This window comes from Sabulibacter ruber (genome assembly GCF_017355955.1).
GTDB classification, from domain to species: domain Bacteria; phylum Bacteroidota; class Bacteroidia; order Cytophagales; family Hymenobacteraceae; genus Nibribacter; species Nibribacter ruber_A.
On sequence record NZ_JAFFID010000001.1, the window covers coordinates 1,293,569 to 1,309,465 of the forward strand.

14 protein-coding genes are annotated in these 15,897 nt (G+C 52.5%); 6 read left to right on the forward strand and 8 right to left on the reverse strand.

Going from position 1 to position 15,897, the window contains the following annotated elements; all coding sequences use genetic code 11:
* The first annotated feature begins 159 nt into the window (after positions 1 to 159).
* Entirely contained in the window at positions 160 to 1,419 is a 1,260-nt protein-coding gene (locus JT719_RS05305) for an exonuclease SbcCD subunit D C-terminal domain-containing protein (RefSeq protein ID WP_242693078.1), read from the forward strand.
* 248 nt (positions 1,420 to 1,667) lie between these two features.
* Here JT719_RS05305 and JT719_RS05310 read toward each other — a convergent pair whose 3' ends face one another.
* Both JT719_RS05310 and JT719_RS05315 read right to left on the reverse strand, forming a co-directional pair.
* Positions 1,668 to 2,333 carry a hypothetical protein gene (locus tag JT719_RS05310; protein WP_207431451.1) on the reverse strand — a complete coding sequence of 222 codons (666 nt, stop codon included), beginning with the start codon at positions 2,331 to 2,333 and terminating at the stop codon, positions 1,668 to 1,670.
* A gap of 5 nt (positions 2,334 to 2,338) precedes the next feature.
* Entirely contained in the window at positions 2,339 to 3,784 is a 1,446-nt protein-coding gene (locus JT719_RS05315) for an NAD-dependent succinate-semialdehyde dehydrogenase (RefSeq protein WP_207431452.1), read from the reverse strand.
* Positions 3,785 to 4,314: 530 nt separating this feature from the next.
* Here JT719_RS05315 and JT719_RS05320 point away from each other — a divergent pair.
* The 3 genes from JT719_RS05320 (at position 4,315) to JT719_RS05330 (ending at position 8,241) form a co-directional block, all read left to right on the forward strand.
* Positions 4,315 to 5,934 (forward strand): catalase, encoded by a 1,620-nt coding sequence (locus JT719_RS05320; RefSeq protein ID WP_207431453.1) that lies wholly within the window; start codon positions 4,315 to 4,317, stop codon positions 5,932 to 5,934.
* A gap of 167 nt (positions 5,935 to 6,101) precedes the next feature.
* A complete protein-coding gene (locus tag JT719_RS05325) occupies positions 6,102 to 6,953 on the forward strand; it encodes a metallophosphoesterase (RefSeq protein ID WP_207431454.1) in 852 nt (283 codons plus the stop codon).
* Between the two features lie 229 nt (positions 6,954 to 7,182).
* Positions 7,183 to 8,241: an NAD(P)-dependent alcohol dehydrogenase gene (locus JT719_RS05330; RefSeq protein WP_207431455.1), complete on the forward strand. Its 1,059-nt coding sequence runs from the start codon at positions 7,183 to 7,185 to the stop codon at positions 8,239 to 8,241.
* 88 nt (positions 8,242 to 8,329) lie between these two features.
* Here JT719_RS05330 and JT719_RS05335 read toward each other — a convergent pair whose 3' ends face one another.
* Both JT719_RS05335 and JT719_RS05340 read right to left on the reverse strand, forming a co-directional pair.
* Entirely contained in the window at positions 8,330 to 9,289 is a 960-nt protein-coding gene (locus JT719_RS05335; RefSeq protein ID WP_207431456.1) for a WD40 repeat domain-containing protein, read from the reverse strand.
* 250 nt (positions 9,290 to 9,539) lie between these two features.
* Complete coding sequence (locus JT719_RS05340; protein WP_207431457.1) at positions 9,540 to 10,391, reverse strand: M28 family peptidase; 852 nt, start codon at positions 10,389 to 10,391, stop codon at positions 9,540 to 9,542.
* Between the two features lie 176 nt (positions 10,392 to 10,567).
* Here JT719_RS05340 and JT719_RS05345 point away from each other — a divergent pair, with 176 nt between their 5' ends.
* On the forward strand, positions 10,568 to 11,350 hold the full coding sequence (locus JT719_RS05345) for a transporter (RefSeq protein ID WP_207431458.1): 783 nt from the start codon (positions 10,568 to 10,570) through the stop codon (positions 11,348 to 11,350).
* A gap of 171 nt (positions 11,351 to 11,521) precedes the next feature.
* On the opposite strand, the gene JT719_RS05350 is transcribed toward JT719_RS05345, so the two are convergent.
* The 4 genes from JT719_RS05350 to JT719_RS05365 form a co-directional block, all read right to left on the reverse strand.
* Positions 11,522 to 12,376, reverse strand: coding sequence for a universal stress protein (locus tag JT719_RS05350; protein ID WP_207431459.1), 855 nt, complete (start codon positions 12,374 to 12,376; stop codon positions 11,522 to 11,524).
* Between the two features lie 105 nt (positions 12,377 to 12,481).
* Entirely contained in the window at positions 12,482 to 12,880 is a 399-nt protein-coding gene (locus JT719_RS05355) for a hypothetical protein (RefSeq protein WP_207431460.1), read from the reverse strand.
* Positions 12,881 to 13,004: 124 nt separating this feature from the next.
* Positions 13,005 to 14,078 carry a DUF6687 family protein gene (locus tag JT719_RS05360; protein ID WP_207431461.1) on the reverse strand — a complete coding sequence of 358 codons (1,074 nt, stop codon included), beginning with the start codon at positions 14,076 to 14,078 and terminating at the stop codon, positions 13,005 to 13,007.
* A gap of 110 nt (positions 14,079 to 14,188) precedes the next feature.
* Positions 14,189 to 14,497 carry an HNH endonuclease gene (locus tag JT719_RS05365; protein WP_207431462.1) on the reverse strand — a complete coding sequence of 103 codons (309 nt, stop codon included), beginning with the start codon at positions 14,495 to 14,497 and terminating at the stop codon, positions 14,189 to 14,191.
* A 114-nt stretch (positions 14,498 to 14,611) separates the two neighbouring features.
* On the opposite strand from JT719_RS05365, the gene JT719_RS05370 reads away from it, so the two are divergent.
* A complete protein-coding gene (locus tag JT719_RS05370) occupies positions 14,612 to 15,841 on the forward strand; it encodes an MFS transporter (RefSeq protein WP_207431463.1) in 1,230 nt (409 codons plus the stop codon).
* The last annotated feature ends 56 nt before the right edge of the window (positions 15,842 to 15,897 follow it).

Sequence of the window (15,897 nt, forward strand, 5' to 3'; positions counted from 1 at the left end):
ATCGGGAGAATTTGCCTTGCTCAAGATATTCAATAAACCTGAGACTCAACCATATTGAAAATCAACCTCAAACAATTTACCGGCCCAGCAGGGCTAGGGATACGGTCGGCTTTTTGTATCTTCGTCTGATCTATACAGCAAGGGCAGCACAGAAACGGCATGATACGGGTATTACACACAGCAGATTGGCACTTAGGACAGCGTTTAGCCAACCAGGAACGAACCGAAGAACACCGCAATTTCCTGAAATGGCTCTGCCAGACCATCTGCGACGAGAAGATTGACCTGCTGCTCATTGCCGGCGATGTGTTTGACACGGGTTTCCCGTCTAACACCGCCCTGAAGCTGTACTATGATTTCCTGCGCGAGGTCAAAGACACCTGTTGCCAGGAGGTGGTGATCATTGGCGGCAACCATGACTCGGTCTCTACCCTCAACGCTCCGGCTGAGTTCCTGAAACACTACAAAGTGCACGTGGTAGGCGGTGCGCCCGCCAACTGCCAGGACCAGGTGATTGTGATTTCGTCTGAGGCCGGCGAGCCGCAGCTGGTGGTGTGTGCCGTCCCGTTCCTGCGCGACAAAGACGTGCGCCTCTCCGTGCCCGGCGAGACTTCTGAGGAACGGGAACTCCGCCTGAAACAGGGCATCTGCGACCACTACACCCAACTGGTGCCCCACATTCAGGAGTACAAACAACAGGGTATTCCCGTGCTGGCAACCGGGCACCTGTTTGCCGCCGGCAGCAGCGCCTCAGACAGCGAGAAGGAAATCCACGTGGGAAATCTGGGCCAGATTGCCGGAGATCAGTTCCCCGCAGAGTTTGACTACGTAGCCCTGGGCCACCTGCACCGCCCGCAGGTAGTGAACCAGATGCCGCACATCCGCTACAGCGGTTCGCCCATTCCGTTGAGCTTCTCCGAGATCACCGACCGCAAGCAGATCGTCATTCTGGATTTGGAAAACGGCAAGCTGACGCAAATCCACGAGAAGCCCATCCCCTGCTGGCGAAAACTGGTCCGGTTCAAAGGCACCATTGACGAAGTGTTCCCCAAGATCATCGCGTACGACAACGGCGATCTCTCCTATCCCGCCTGGGCCGAGGTGCAGCTCCAGTACGAACACAACCTGCACGACCACACTGCCAAACTCCACGAGGCCTTCGCCCTGCAGCCCAACGTGCAGTTGCTCATCCACCGCCCCCTGCGCACCATCACCTCCCAGAGCCTGGACCAACAGGTACAACCAGAACAGGACCTGGCCGACCTGAAACCGAAGGAGGTATTCCTGAAGAAATGCGAAGAGGCCCTGGACGAAGGCACCTTTGAAGACCTGGTCTCCACCTTTGACGAACTGCTGGAACTGATGCCACAGAAAGAAGAAGCGCTTATCAACGGAAGCCAGCTAGAGATCAACTTGTAATGAGGTCGGTGAGCGTTTCGTGTCTGCTTTCTGCAAAACAAGCCTGAAACGGGAAGTTCCTGGCGGAAGCTTGGCTTTACTTTCCATGGACCTTCTATGGCCCCTTCTATGGCGCGGAAGTTACTTCCGTGCCTTTAGCATGTTAGAGAGGCACGGAAGTAACTTCCGCGCCATAGAAGGTCATTTCGCCTTTAGAAACTTCAGGAAGTCACGGAAGTAACTTCCGCGCCATAGTCTGGAAGGATTAACTAGCTTCTAATAAAACGTCTCAACAATCTAGTAAATAAACCCTCAGATACCTTTGCGTCTTTCTTAGTTACATGTATCAATTCAAAGAGACCAAACCGCCTTATTTTGATCGTGGTATCTATGGTTATCTCGTTAGTCCGGAGATCTAGCTCAAAGCCAACATTAACATCCTGGTGGTATTCATACGATGACAGATGGCCAATTGCACAGTCACCTTTCTGTTCCGTAAAGTAAATCCCATCTACCCAAAAGTCTGGCTTTATGGACTTTATGTTTCTGCCGCTGTCAATAGAATAGATACAGTCCGATGTACCAATTAAAAAGTACTCGGGGTGAATGGTATGGATTGCGCTCGTGATCAGGGGAACGTTTTCAAGTTCTGATACAACTTCCTTAGTATGTACGTCCACCAGAACCCCTTTTCCACCTGCCACCACAAGCGAGGTTTCATTCACTGTATCAGTTAGGACAGCATCTAAGGGTTCATTTTGTCTGGAGAAACACCCTACCCATTCTTCATAGTCATTGTCTGTGAACTTCACCCAAAGTGGAGAGACGAATGCTTCTCCAAAATGGCGCTCCGCATAATAGCCTGACGGTGGGGTGGATGCAAGAATTTCGGCACTCATTTGGGTTCTTTGCTTGTGAGCGTACTGTTTCTTCATGTTTTTCAGGAAACACCCCCAAAACACATATACTTGATCTCCATGAAATAGTCCATGCCGTACTTGGAGCCTTCGCGACCGAAGCCTGATTCCTTGATACCTCCAAACGGGGCGAGTTCCGTGGAGATCAAGCCTTCGTTGATGCCTACCATGCCGTATTCCAGGGCCTCGGCTACGCGCCAGCAGCGGTTCACGTCGCGGCTGTAGAAGTAGGAGGCCAGGCCGTACTCAGTATCGTTGGCCATTTGGATGGCTTCTTCCTCGGTGCTGAACCGGAAAATAGGTGCTACCGGTCCGAAGACCTCTTCGCGGGCAATCAGCATCTCGGGCGTGGCACCGGCTACTACGGTGGGCTGGAAAAACAGTCCTTCCATACTTTCGCCGCCGGTGGTAATCTTCGCGCCTTTGGTAACGGCATCCTGGATGTGCTCTTTCACCTTCTTCACGGCCCGGTCATGGATGAGCGGACCAACCTGTACCTCGGGGTCCAGCACGTTGCCGGTCTTCAGGCCCTGCACGGCTTGGGTGAATTTCTCCACAAAGGCATCATACACGCTGTCCTGCACCAGAATGCGGTTCACGCAGACGCAGGTTTGTCCGTTGTGCCGGAACTTGGAAACCAAAGCCCCTTTCACGGCGGCGTCCAGGTCGGCATCGTCAAAAACAATGAAGGGGGCATTACCGCCCAGTTCCAATGACAATTTCTTTAAGGTGGAAGCGCACTGGCTCATCAGGATCTTGCCCACGGGCGTAGAGCCGGTGAAGGAGAGTTTGCGCACTTTAGGGTTCTCGCAGAGTTCCTTGCCCACTTCGCTGCTGTCGGTGGAGGTGACAGTATTGTAGACGCCCGGCGGGAAACCGGCTTTCTCGGCTAAATACGAAATGGCCAGACCGGTGAGCGGCGTTTCGGAAGGCACTTTCACGATGACGGGGCTCCCGGCGGCCAGCGCAGGGCCCACTTTGCGGGTGATCATGGCCAGCGGAAAGTTCCAGGGCGTGATGGCCGCCGCCACCCCTACTGACTGTTTGATCACCACCAGCCGGCGGTCTTTGGTATGGGCGGGAATCACATCGCCGTAGGCGCGTTTGGCTTCCTCGGCAAACCACTCAATAAAAGAGGCGCCATAGTTCACCTCGCCCAGGCTCTCGGCCATTACCTTGCCAGATTCAATGGTCATGATGCGGGCCAGTTCCTCTTTGTGCTCCATGATGAGATTAAACCAGTTCCGCAGCAAAGCCGCCCGTTCCTTGGCGGTCAGGTCGCGGTAGGCGAGCCAGGCGGCATCGGCGGCGTTAATGGCCTGGCGAACATCCTCGCGGTTCATGTCGGGCACGGCGGCAATTACTTCTCCGGTGGCAGGGTTTATGACATCAAAGGTTTTCCCGCTGGCGGCTTTGGTCCACTGCCCGTTAACGTAGGCCTCGGTTCTGATCAGATTATTTGTTTCCATTGTGTTGCTTTTTGCATGGTTTGAAGCAGCGCTTCTAACTGGTGTTGGCCTTAGGCTTCGGCCAGGTTACCTTATAAGAAAGCCGGTGTCCCTTCTTTCCCCAACAAGTCAATAACCGGTCAGGCCAAAACTACACCTAGTTTCCAATACTCTTTCTGTTTTAGCAGAGTTATGGCAAAATCACGCTTAAATCCGCAGCCCTCTTCTTCATTAGACCCGCAGGTGGAGGAGAACTCCTGAAAGGGTTTGGCAACAACCGAGCTTGATCAATTTAAACTTGATTTCAAATCAGGAAGTTGGCAGATAGGAGTCCGGCTTGATAGACAAATCCTATTATGATATAAATATTATCAATTTGAACTACAGCAACCTAGCGGCCACCTTTGAGTATAAGTAATGATGAAGCAACCCTCTGGATCTGCTTATTTTTTCAGTAAAACCTTTTAAAGGATTTTTGAAGAAGGCTTCCAGAATCCTGAAGTATTGGAGTACCATTCAACACATTCATCCAACCAAACCATTAACCAAGCATGGTGAACGAACAAAATCAAACTCCAGGCCAAAACGGTAACGGACAAAGCAACGGTACCGGCGGCAACTCTACCTTGACCACCCGCCAAGGCCACCCCGTAACCGACAACCAGAACATCAAAACGGTAGGTAACCGCGGGCCGGCCACCATGGAGAACTACCACTTCATTGAAAAAATCTCTCACTTTGACCGGGAGCGGATTCCAGAGCGCGTGGTGCATGCCCGTGGCGCTGGGGCTCACGGAGTGTTTGAAGCGTACGGTACTGTGGGCAATGAGCCCATCGCGAAGTATACTCGCGCCAAATTGTTCCAGCAAAAAGGAAAGCAGACTCCGGTGTTTGTTCGGTTTTCTACCGTAGGCCACGGCGGTCACTCCCCGGAAACCCTGCGTGACCCGCGTGGGTTTGCCGTTAAGTTCTACACCGAGGACGGTAACTGGGACTTGGTGGGCAATAACCTGAAGATCTTCTTCATCAGGGATTCCATGAAATTCCCAGATCTGATTCACTCTCAGAAGCCAGACCCGGTAACCAATATCCAAAGCGGTGAGCGCATCTTTGACTTCATCGCCAATACCCCAGAATCTACCCACATGGCAACGTTCCTGTTCTCGCCATGGGGTATTCCGGCCAACTACCGTCAGATGCAAGGTTCTGGCGTGAACACCTACAAGTGGATCAACGAAGCCGGCGAAGCCGTGCTGGTGAAATACCATTGGGAGCCGTTGCAGGGCATCCGGAACCTGACCCAGGCCGAGGCCGAAAGCATCCAGGCCAAGAACTTCAACCACGCTACCCAGGACCTGTTTGAAGCCATCAAAGAAGGAAACTTCCCGCAGTGGGAGCTGTGCGTGCAGATCATGAGCGACGATGAGCACCCAGAACTGGATTTCGATCCGCTGGATGACACCAAACTGTGGCCGGTAGATCAATTCCCATTCCTGCCGGTTGGTAAAATGACCCTGAACCGCAACCCTGTTGACTATTTCAACGAGGTAGAGCAGTCGGCGTTTGGTACCGGGGTGTTGGTAGACGGCCTGGGCTTCTCTGATGATAAAATGCTGCAGGGCCGTACGTTCTCTTACTCAGATACCCAACGGTACCGCGTAGGACCTAACTACCTGCAACTGCCTATCAACGCGCCAAGAACCCACGTGGCCACCAACCAGCGGGGCGGCCAGATGTCTTACAAAACCGACTTCGCCGAAGGCCAGAACCCGCACGTAAACTATGAGCCATCCTTCCTGGGCGGCTTGAAAGAAGCACCTAAGGCTGGTAAAGACGATTCGCCACGCTATGAGGCTAATTTGGTACGCCAGAAAATTGACCGTACCAATGACTTCAAGCAAGCCGGTGAGACCTACCGCAACTTTGAAGACTGGGAGCGTGATGATTTGATCTTCAACCTGGTGACTACCCTGAGCACCTGCGACAAACGCATTCAGGACAAAATGATTGAGCACTTCACCTTAGCCGATGAAGACTACGGCAGACGCGTAGCCGAAGGTCTGCGGGCTAACATCAAAGACCCATCAGACAAAGGACCAATTGGAGCTACTTCGCCTAAAGAAGGCGTGGAAGCCGCGAAGGAGAAATCCCACGAGGCAAAACCGTATTAAGCTTACTTTTTGAAAAACGCACCTAAAAGCCACCTCTATTGAGGTGGCTTTTTTGTTTGAATGGCCCACCCCAAAGGGAACAGACCTTAGTACCGGTGAACCAAGCCAGCGCCTTCCCGTTCCTGTACAAGAACTGATAGATTAGATTAAACAGAAGCAAAATCAAGATGAAGGAGAAGTACTTAAAATGGGGCTTGGGAGTAATGGCGGCCGGGGCGGTGGGTGTTCTGGTAGACGCGTTTTTCCTGGAGAAATATTTCTTTGCCGTCAAGACCTATGATCTTGGAGACAAGAAAAGCGGCAGGCAAATAAAACTTGTGCATGTGACTGATCTGCATTTCAAGGAGCACCTGCACCCGCAACATTTTAAGCTAGCCTCCAAGATAAACCAACTGCGGCCAGACCTTCTCCTGTTTAGCGGTGATACCCTGGATTCCTCGGGCCACGTTCCGCCGGCAGAGCAATTCCTGGGCCTGCTCTCCCCCGGCATCATCAAAGTAGCCATTCCCGGCAACCATGACTACCTGGCCGCCGATTCTGTTACTGACCTAAAAAGAGCTTTTGAGCGGCATAACGGCCACCTGCTGGTGAATGAGTCAAAAGCCTTCACCTTCAGGGGGACCAGAATCATGGTCACCGGGTTGGATGACTTTGTGGAAAGCGAGGGAAACCTGGCCGCTGCCGTAAAAGAGGTAGGCCATGAAGACCACCACCTGCTACTGATCCATAGTCCTCTGCAGCAGGAAGAAGCCAGGAAAGCAATTGAGAGGATCAACCAGAAAAGAGGAATCGCTGAGCAGTTGAACATCCGCTACATCTTTGCCGGGCATAATCACGGCGGGCAGGTAAGGCTCCCCGGCTACGTGCCGGTGCTTCCTAAAAAGTCTGGCTCTTACATCAATGGCTGGTACAACACAAAGGCTCCGTTTCTGTACCTGTCCAAAGGATTTGGCACCTCCCGGCTCCCCTTCCGGTTCTTCGCCCGGGCAGAGATCACCGTTTTCCATTACAACGTCTAGCTTAGGAAACCTCAGAAACATAAGCCTGACGGCTTGTTTCGGGTTTGTTTTCCTGAAAACACGGCTGAAACAGAAAGCAAGCCGAAGCACGGTTTCCTAAAAGTCAGCAACTGAAGTTGAGGGGCTTAGGCCCTGGTTACCGGTAGCCGCCACAAAGTGGCACATCTTACCGGCGTACTTCCCGTATCTTTGAAGTAAACTGCATTTCTGTACTACTAAAAATAAGACTATGTTAGAAACCAAAGGATACGCCGCGTTTGACCCCAACTCACCGCTGGCCCCTTTCAACTTTCAGCGCCGGGACGTGGGTCCGCATGATGTGCTGATTGAAATCATGTTCTGCGGCGTATGCCACTCAGACCTGCACACCGCCAAAGGCGAGTGGGGTGGCGCCATGTACCCCGTGGTGCCCGGCCACGAGATTGTGGGCCGCATTGTGCGCGTGGGCGATCACGTGAAGAACTTCCGGGTAGGTGAAATTGCCGGGGTAGGCTGTATGGTAGATTCTTGCCGTACGTGTTCCAGCTGCCAGGATGGTCTGGAGCAGTACTGCGAGAAAGGTTTCATTGGAACCTACAACAGCCCTGAGGCCGGTTTAGACACCCCAACCTATGGCGGTTACTCAAACCAGATTGTAGTGGCCGAGGAGTTTGTGCTGCACATCCAGGAAAATCAGGATCTGGCCCGGGTGGCTCCGTTGCTGTGTGCCGGTATCACCACCTATTCTCCCCTTCGCCACTGGAACGTAGGGCAAGGCCACAAAGTAGGCGTAGTTGGTTTGGGCGGACTGGGCCACATGGCCGTTAAATTAGCCGCCGCTATGGGTGCCGAGGTAACCGTACTCAGCACCTCGCCAAACAAAGAAGCCGATGCCCAGGCCTTGGGCGCGCATAAGTTTGTGGTCACCAAAGACCAGGAAGCCCTGAAGCAGGTACGCGGGTACTTTGACTTCATCATCAACACCGTGTCTGCAAAGGTAAGCCTGGACATGTACGCCAACCTGCTGAGACGCGACGGCACCATGATTCTGCTGGGCGTTCCGCCGGAAGCCCCGGAACTGCATGCCGCTACGCTTATCTTCGGGCGCCGGAGAATTGCCGGTTCCCTCATTGGCGGTATCGCTGAGACGCAGGAGATGCTTGATTTCTGCGCGCAGCACAACATTCTGTCAGACATTGAGGTGATCAACATCAACCAGATCAACACGGCGTATGACCGTATGCTAGCCGGTGATGTGAAATACCGCTTCGTGATTGACATGAGCAGCCTGGAAAACACCAGTGCCTAAGCTTGATAAGGCCTTAAAACAGAAGCGCCAGCTCTCATAGGGCTGGCGCTTCTGTTTTAAGCCGGTTTTTCCTAAATCAGCCTCAAAACTAAATGACAGACATTAACTGAATGGCTTTGGCGGCCTTGGCCGATAGAATCACCTTGGAATCATCTTTGGAGATAGACGTTTTGGCCGCCCCGTTTGACTTGAGCACCGAGGTGTTGGTTCCTTTCTCCAGGTCAAAGATTTTGTTGGAGTTGTCGGCTTGGGAGTGGTAAAGCAGTTTGTTGCTGTTGTGGAAGAACGAGAGCCCGGTGGCGTAATCGCCTTTTCCGTTGTTCTTCACCGATTTCACCAGGCTCATGTCTTTGGTGTTGTAGATGCGCAGAATCTCGTCTGCCTGCCCAAATCCTACCGCCAGGTATTGATCATCGGCACTAATGGCCAGGTCTTTGGGCGTAGCGTAATTGGTGTTGAACATCTGGATCAGTTCCCCGTCTTTGGCGGAGATAGAATAAATGCGGCTCGCGAACCACACGTAGAACCGGTCACCGCTGTTGCTGAACACAATCCTGGAATCATGGGCGCCAACCCGGGGTTTTCCCACCGGCTGCCAGGTGTCTGTATTGAAAACCCTGACTTCGTTGTTCTGCAGCAATGCCACCAATCGGTTTCCGGCCATGGCCAGGTCTTTCACCGGGGCCGGTAAGCCGTCTAAGCTTTTGACTACCTCCAGGTCGGTGGTCTTCAGGATTTTGATGGTTTTATCATCGCCCCCGGTAACAATGAACTTCCCGTCTTTGGAGTAGGCACAGGCAAGCACTGTTCCTTTGTGCACTTGTTTCAAACTCACGGGGTAATCCTGGGCCACATCCCACAGGTAGAGCATGCCTTTGCTTCCCACAGATACCAGTCGGTTCCCCTCGGGGGAGAAAGCCGCGTTCTGAAACAGCAGGTCTTCTTCGTGTTTCAGAGAGGCAATGGGCTTGAGTTTGGATTGACTAAACGATAAGTTGCTGAGTAATAAAAGATTACTTACCAACAATAACGTATACCCTCTTTTCATCTTCTTTGTATTTAAATTATATAATTTTATATAAAGCAAATCTAAAGAAGCTAACAGAATATAATAGTTTTTAGTTGAAATTAATTTTAAGTAAGAAAGGGTGTTGTAAAAAGCAGTACTCAGTTTAAGCGTGGATTTCATAAAGTAAGTCAGAAATGTCCCTTCCCTGCCGGGTGAAGGTTTTAATGAATTTGCTGCCTATACGGGTTCAGCCTCCTTTTGGGTATCTTTTAACTGAAAACCGAAACGGTTAGAAGTTGAGCATGGCCGCGTAGACACCGCGCACTACCTCCACCATTTTGTCAAAGTCCAGCTTGTCAATGGTATCTGATTTCTGGTGGTAATGCGGGTTCCGGAGGAACGAGGTATCATTGATCATGACGGCCTGGTACCCTTGGGCCCAGTAGTTGCGGTGGTCTGAGAGCGAAACGCCCGGCAGCCCCGGAGGTGCCGCTATGGACTGCACGTCTATGCGCGAGTGTTCTTTCATAAATTGTTGCACGCGTTGTACCGTGCGCTCCTGCCCTGCCTGGCCCACTACCACAATGAAATTACCGGTGCTGGGATAAAGCTTTCTCAAAGACTCATGCGGAAACTCCTGCGAGTTGGGCTTGTCTGTGAAGTAGCCAATCATTTCCAGGCAGATCATCAGTTTCACGTCTACCTTGTCTTTCTTCATGGACTTGGCGTGTACCGCGCTGCCCATTTTCTCGGTGGCAAAGTAGGGCGGCTCCTCAAAGTTAAAGGCCACAAAGTCCAGCCGGTGCTTCACCTCGGGCTTTTCCTCGTGCACCATGCGAGCCAGTTCCAACAAACCGGCCACGGCGCTGGCGTTGTCATCGGCACCGGGCGTGTCATCGCAAACATCGTAATGTGCGCCAATGATCACCCGCTCCCCTTGCTCGGGTCCGTACGAGAGAATAACGTTATCAAAGCCCTGGTGCAGGGCCTGCTTGCTTACCCTTCCGCTCAGTTTGCAGAATTCGGCCTCAATATAGGCGGCGGCTTTACGCAATGATTCTGGGTGCCCAATGCTACGGGGCGGGTTTAGGGTGGTGAGGTACTGCACATCGGCGTAGAGTCGGTCGCGTTTTACGGGCATAGCAGACAAGGTTAGTGAACCCTCCTATGTACTGTTTCCGATTGCGGGAGTTGCTAAGCCCGGCAAGAATTAGTACGGTTTATTAGCAGTTATCTACTGCATTTTTCAAGGATAGCCAAGTTATGTTAACCAACTTTTTAACGTTCCGTACTCTTAGCTTTCTTCTATTGACACCTATGAAAAAACTTGTACTACTTTTCTCCCTCGGGCTTTTGCAGTTTGGGGCGTACGCCCAGGAATCTGAACCAGAATTTGAAACCGATAGACCTTCCTTCACAGAAGCATCCAGCGTGGTGCCCCGGGGTTATTACCAACTGGAAACGGGTTTCCAGTACCAGAAAAAGAAAGTGGACGGATTTGAGCGGAAACAATGGCTCTACCCGCAGGCCCTGCTCCGGATTGGGGTTTTGAAGTCTGCGGAGCTGCGCCTGGAGGCCACTTTCCGGCAGGATGATTACCGCTCCGGCGAATCTTTGGTGCAGCACCACGAAGGCCTTAGCACCGTACGCGTGGGCACCAAGATAAAGGTGCTGGACTCCCAGGGCGCCTGGCCCGAAATGTCCCTTTTGGGCATGCTGGAAACCCCTTGGGGACGGGATGCCTTTGAGCCCCGGCAGGTGGTGCCAGAGGTAATGCTGCTGTTCACCAATAAGATCACCGAAAAAGTGAAGTTCCAGTACAACGCCGGATTCCGCCGCCAAAAAGAAGAGGGCGAAATGGAAAACCAGTTGGAATACAGCGCTACCCTTACCGGTAAACTAAGCCAGAAATTCATGCTGTTTGCCGAGTTCTTCGGGGATAAACCCAAAGGCAGCCCCGCCGAAAACCAGATAGACGGTGGAATACAGTTTATGGTGCTGCCCAACCTGCAGTTAGACGCCGTTGTGGGTACCGGCGTTTCTTCCCACGCTCCGGAGATGTTTGCCGGCGGAGGCATCAGCGTGCGGTTGCCCAGATAGAAACAGATTGTTCAGTCAAAAAACCTGCAGAAACTCTCAACGCCACACAACGGGGTTTTAGGCCTGTTTTCCTGAAAGTAGCCTGTTTTCAACCTTGGGTTCTGCAAAAGTTCTAAAACAGGAAAAGCGGCAATAGCCGCTTTTCCTGTTTATTGCAAGTAAGTTCAAAACTTAGTCTGCGTCTGCGTGCAGCACCAGCAACGGGAGCTTGGTCTGGTAGGTCATTTTCTCGGCCAAGCTCATGCCAAACAGGTCTTTGAAGAAGTTGCGGCGCTTTTTCAGGATAGCCAGCATGTTGCTGTGCGTACGGCTCAGGTAATCTTTGAGGCCCGTGTCTTTCTCTGGATGCACAATTTCCTGAAAATGCACCGGAAACCCGTTGAGTTCGTTTGTGAGGCGGTCAATAAAGGTCTGGGCTTTCCGGGATTCGTCTGAGCCGGTGTGTTTGGTGACGTGCACCACTTCCACCTCGGCCTGGAAAGCGGTTGCCAGCGCAATCACCTGGCCTATGGCTCTGGAGTCCTCGGGTTGGTAATCAGAGGCATACACAATGCGGTGGATATCTGGATACGTGGCGTTGTGCGGAATGGCCAGCACCGGGCATTTCACCTGGGAGATCACGCTTTCGGTATTGCTGCCAATCATGATTTCTTCCAGGGTATTGCCACCGCCGTTGGTGCCCAACACAATGAAGTCATAGCCTTCTTCCTTGACCAACCGTTCCACGGCATCGGCCAGAAACGCCTCATGCACTTTAGAATCGGTGACAAAAGTGGCCCCGCCCACTTCGCCAAACAGGTTTTGCAGGTGCATGGACAAGGAGTGCAGTTTATCAGAGGCTTTGCGACGCTGTTCATCCAGCACCTGGCTGGCCATCAAGGCAGATTCAGTGGTGTCCATCACGGGCAAGTGCAGCACGTGCAGCAAGGTAAGGGACGAGCCGGTCCGTTGGGCTATATGGGCGGCATACTCGGCCGCTTTGTTTGAGGTCTTAGAGAAATCTACAGGACAAAGGATCTTTTTCATAGTTCGCAAGGCTTATGGGTGGCATTCAGTATAAACACCGGTTACCTTACAAAACGGACAATATAGTACTTTGGTTATACTTCAGGACGTGAACCGCAGGGCCGCTTACTTCACCCGAAGGTCAGACAACCAGGCTTCCGCATCGGCGGGATCATCGAAAATATTGAGCGGAATGTTGCTTTCCCGGGCCATGGCAATGGCTTGCTCACTGCCCGGGTTGTTTAGTTCATGGATCTCGGCCAACTGGGAAATACCGGCTTCCACCGTTAGTCTCTGCGCCTGCACGTGCATTTGCTGCACCGCCATGGGGGCTTCCTCCATCTCGCGCAAGTCTGCCAGCACGGCAAATCCGGGCCTTACCAATGCCAGTGCCTCTTTCAGATGCGAAAGATACTGGGCTATCTCCTCCCCGCCGGGCCAAATACCCGTGATGGCCATGTAAATAGTATTCTTGGCTGGGTCTACTCTGAACAGGTAGAAGCCATTATTGGCGATAGTAACCATAGCAGTGTTAACTGATACTGCAGAAGCAACCCTTCCAGAGCGGGGGAAATTGAAGAGAGGCAGTAATATTCCTTAATTACTTAAATTTAAGGAATATACGGCATTTCCCAAAGTATGATCACCTTTATAATTTACTATTTTGCATATTAAACTTCTTCACTTCTTCCCAGGTCCACCGCTTCCTGGGTGCTACTCCAGAAAATGTATTCTGCAAATATTGGGTTACCCTGAAAACCAGTTCTTCTGAGGAGATAGATGAAGAATATATCTCCCGTTCCTGGGGGTTTCCATACCGCTGCGCCTTGCTTAACCGCTTTCCATTCAGGCGCAATAAAGGCCCGGTATCGGTGATGCCATCGGCAGACCAGGTAAGCCCGGAGGATTCAACTTCATTGAGAAGTTGGGCCAGAACCCGCAGATCTGGTCGTGGCAGTACGGGCCGGCTTTCCAGATCAACCCAGGTAGTGTACTTGCACTCCAGTTCATACCGCTGCCCTGAGTACATGGAAAGCACAATATCAAACCCGGTGGTGTGGCTGAACAAGGCATAGTAATGCACCGGCTCTGTGGTTTCCACTACCACCAGGCCCAACTCAGGATATTGTATTCTTCTGGTTGAACCGCTATGTATTTGGCTATACCCTCGCTTTACCTCTTCTACTTCCTGCTCCCACACAGATTTGAACAATTCAGGATTTTGCAACACTTCTATGAATTGAGCCAGGAAATAGTGGAATTTAGGGATAGAGGCGATAACCTCGTTCTCTTCCAGGTCCTCGGCCCCGAAGGGCGGATAGAACCGGGCTTTCTCTTCGGCATTGATCCAACACACCAGTTTCAGGGCTTTTTCGGCAAAAGGAGCCTGTAAATCCAACTCCCGGAAGTCGCCGATCACTGCCATCTGCCGCAGGGTTTCCTCGTGCTCCAGGGCCAGCTCTGGGTTCTGCAATGCCCAAATGCCCACCAGCGCGTCTATGTCAAAATGGTTGGCGGTAACATAGCGGTACTTCGCCAGATCGGGCCAGTTTTGTTTGAGGGCTTGCAGCACCATGCCTGCGCTGGTGTCTTCCCTGAGTTCCGGAGGGGTTGGGGCTTCCCGCCAATGCGACAAGACCAACCCGTTGGGGTGAAAACTGTCTACTACTACTGCCGGGGTCTTTTTTACCTGGGGGAAAGGAAGATACTCAAACGAATGCATGATTCTGGTGCTAGTAGGTATACGTTACGGGAAAGCCTGCTCCTGTGATGACCGAAGCTTTGGTTTAAGGTTGTTTTGCCTGAAACAGCCTGTAAACGCAAACCTACTCTTTATTTCCGTTTTCCGCGCCGGTTGGTGATTTTGTCTAGCCGTTTAGTGCGCACCCAGTTCAGGTATTTCTGCAGTCCCTCAGATTCGCGCAGGGCCGGAATGGAGTTGTAGAGCACCGCCAGTTCTTTGTTGGAATACGTGAGGTGCACCGTGCTGTGGCAGGGCTGGCAAAGGGGCGCGGTGGGGCCGTGCCTCCCTCCTTCCTCGCGCGGAATGAGGTGGTGTAAGGTGGTGAAACCCACCTCCCGTTCGCACAACGCGCACACCGGATCTGCACTTTCTTCTTTTTTCTTCCTTTTTCTGGCCATTGTTCTACCTGCAACTAACGCTTCTCCTGGCGCTGGCTGTCGTGGATAGACAAACCTAGCCGGTTGTGCGCCGTAAAGCTTTTTTCCGGCTTATGCCTTCTAGTACAGACACCTATGGCTGCACCATCTCCAATTACGTCCCAGGCTACCGTTCCTGCTCTCAGGGAAAGTTGGCTGCTTTTTATTCTGGCGGCTATCCAGTTTACGCACATCATGGACTTTGTGATCATGATGCCGCTGGGCCCCCAGTTGATGCGGGTTTTTCAGATCAGCCCGCGCGAGTTCGGTTTTCTGGTATCGGCGTACACGTTCAGCGCCGCCATTTCGGGTGTGCTCAGCGCCTTCTTCATTGACCGGTTTGACCGCAAGAGTGCCTTACTGGGTTTGTACCTGGGCTTCACGCTTGGTACGTTTGCCTGTGCGCTGGCCCCCACGTTCAGCTTCTTACTTATTGCGCGGGTACTGGCCGGTGCCTTCGGTGGCGTTTTAGGTGCCCTGGTGCTGGCCATCATCGGCGACTCCATCCCCGAGGAAAGGCGCGGTGCGGCAACCGGCCGGGTGATGGCGGCATTCTCGGTGGCATCCATCGGGGGGATTCCGGTGGGCTTGTACCTGGCCAGTCATGCCAGTTGGCATGCGCCTTTCTATCTCCTGACGGGCCTGAGTGTGCTGGTTCTGTTTTTAACCTGGCGAATGCTCCCTCCCATGCGGCAACACCTGTTGCAACACGTTCCCCAGCATCCGGCCAAGGTACTGCTCACTATCTTCAGCCAGCCTAATTGCCTGTGGGCATTCGTTTTAATGGTAACGCTTTCCCTGGCGGGCTTCACGGTGGTACCTTTTCTGAGCCCCTACATGGTAGCCAATGTGGGCTTTGAGGAAGCCGAGCTGAGCTATATTTACTTATTTGGGGGCTTGGCTACCGTAGTAACCTCCCAGATGGCCGGACGGCTTTCGGACCGGTTTGGAAAAAAGAGGGTGTTTCAGTTAGCGGCTTTGGTTTCCGTTATTCCCATCCTGGTGGTAACGCACCTGACCCGGGTACCCCACTGGCAGGCGTTTGTGGTGACTACCTTCTTCTTTATCTTTTTCGGGGCGAGGTTTGTGCCGGCCATGTCTCTCATCACCTCCAGCGTGGAACCCCGCCTGCGCGGCTCCTTCATGAGCGTGAACTCATCGGTGCAGCAACTGGCCTCCGGGTTAGCCGCTTTTCTTTCCGGCTTGGTAATCACCAACGCCCCCGGCTCCCAGGAACTGCTCCATTTCGGAACGGTAGGTATCATTGCCACGGTCTTCACCTTTGTTTCCATGGGCGTAGTGATGAAGCTTCGGCAGGTGAGCTAACCAGTAGTTCTGAGTCTTGAGTCTTGAGTTCTGAGTCTAGCTACCTAGTCTAAAAG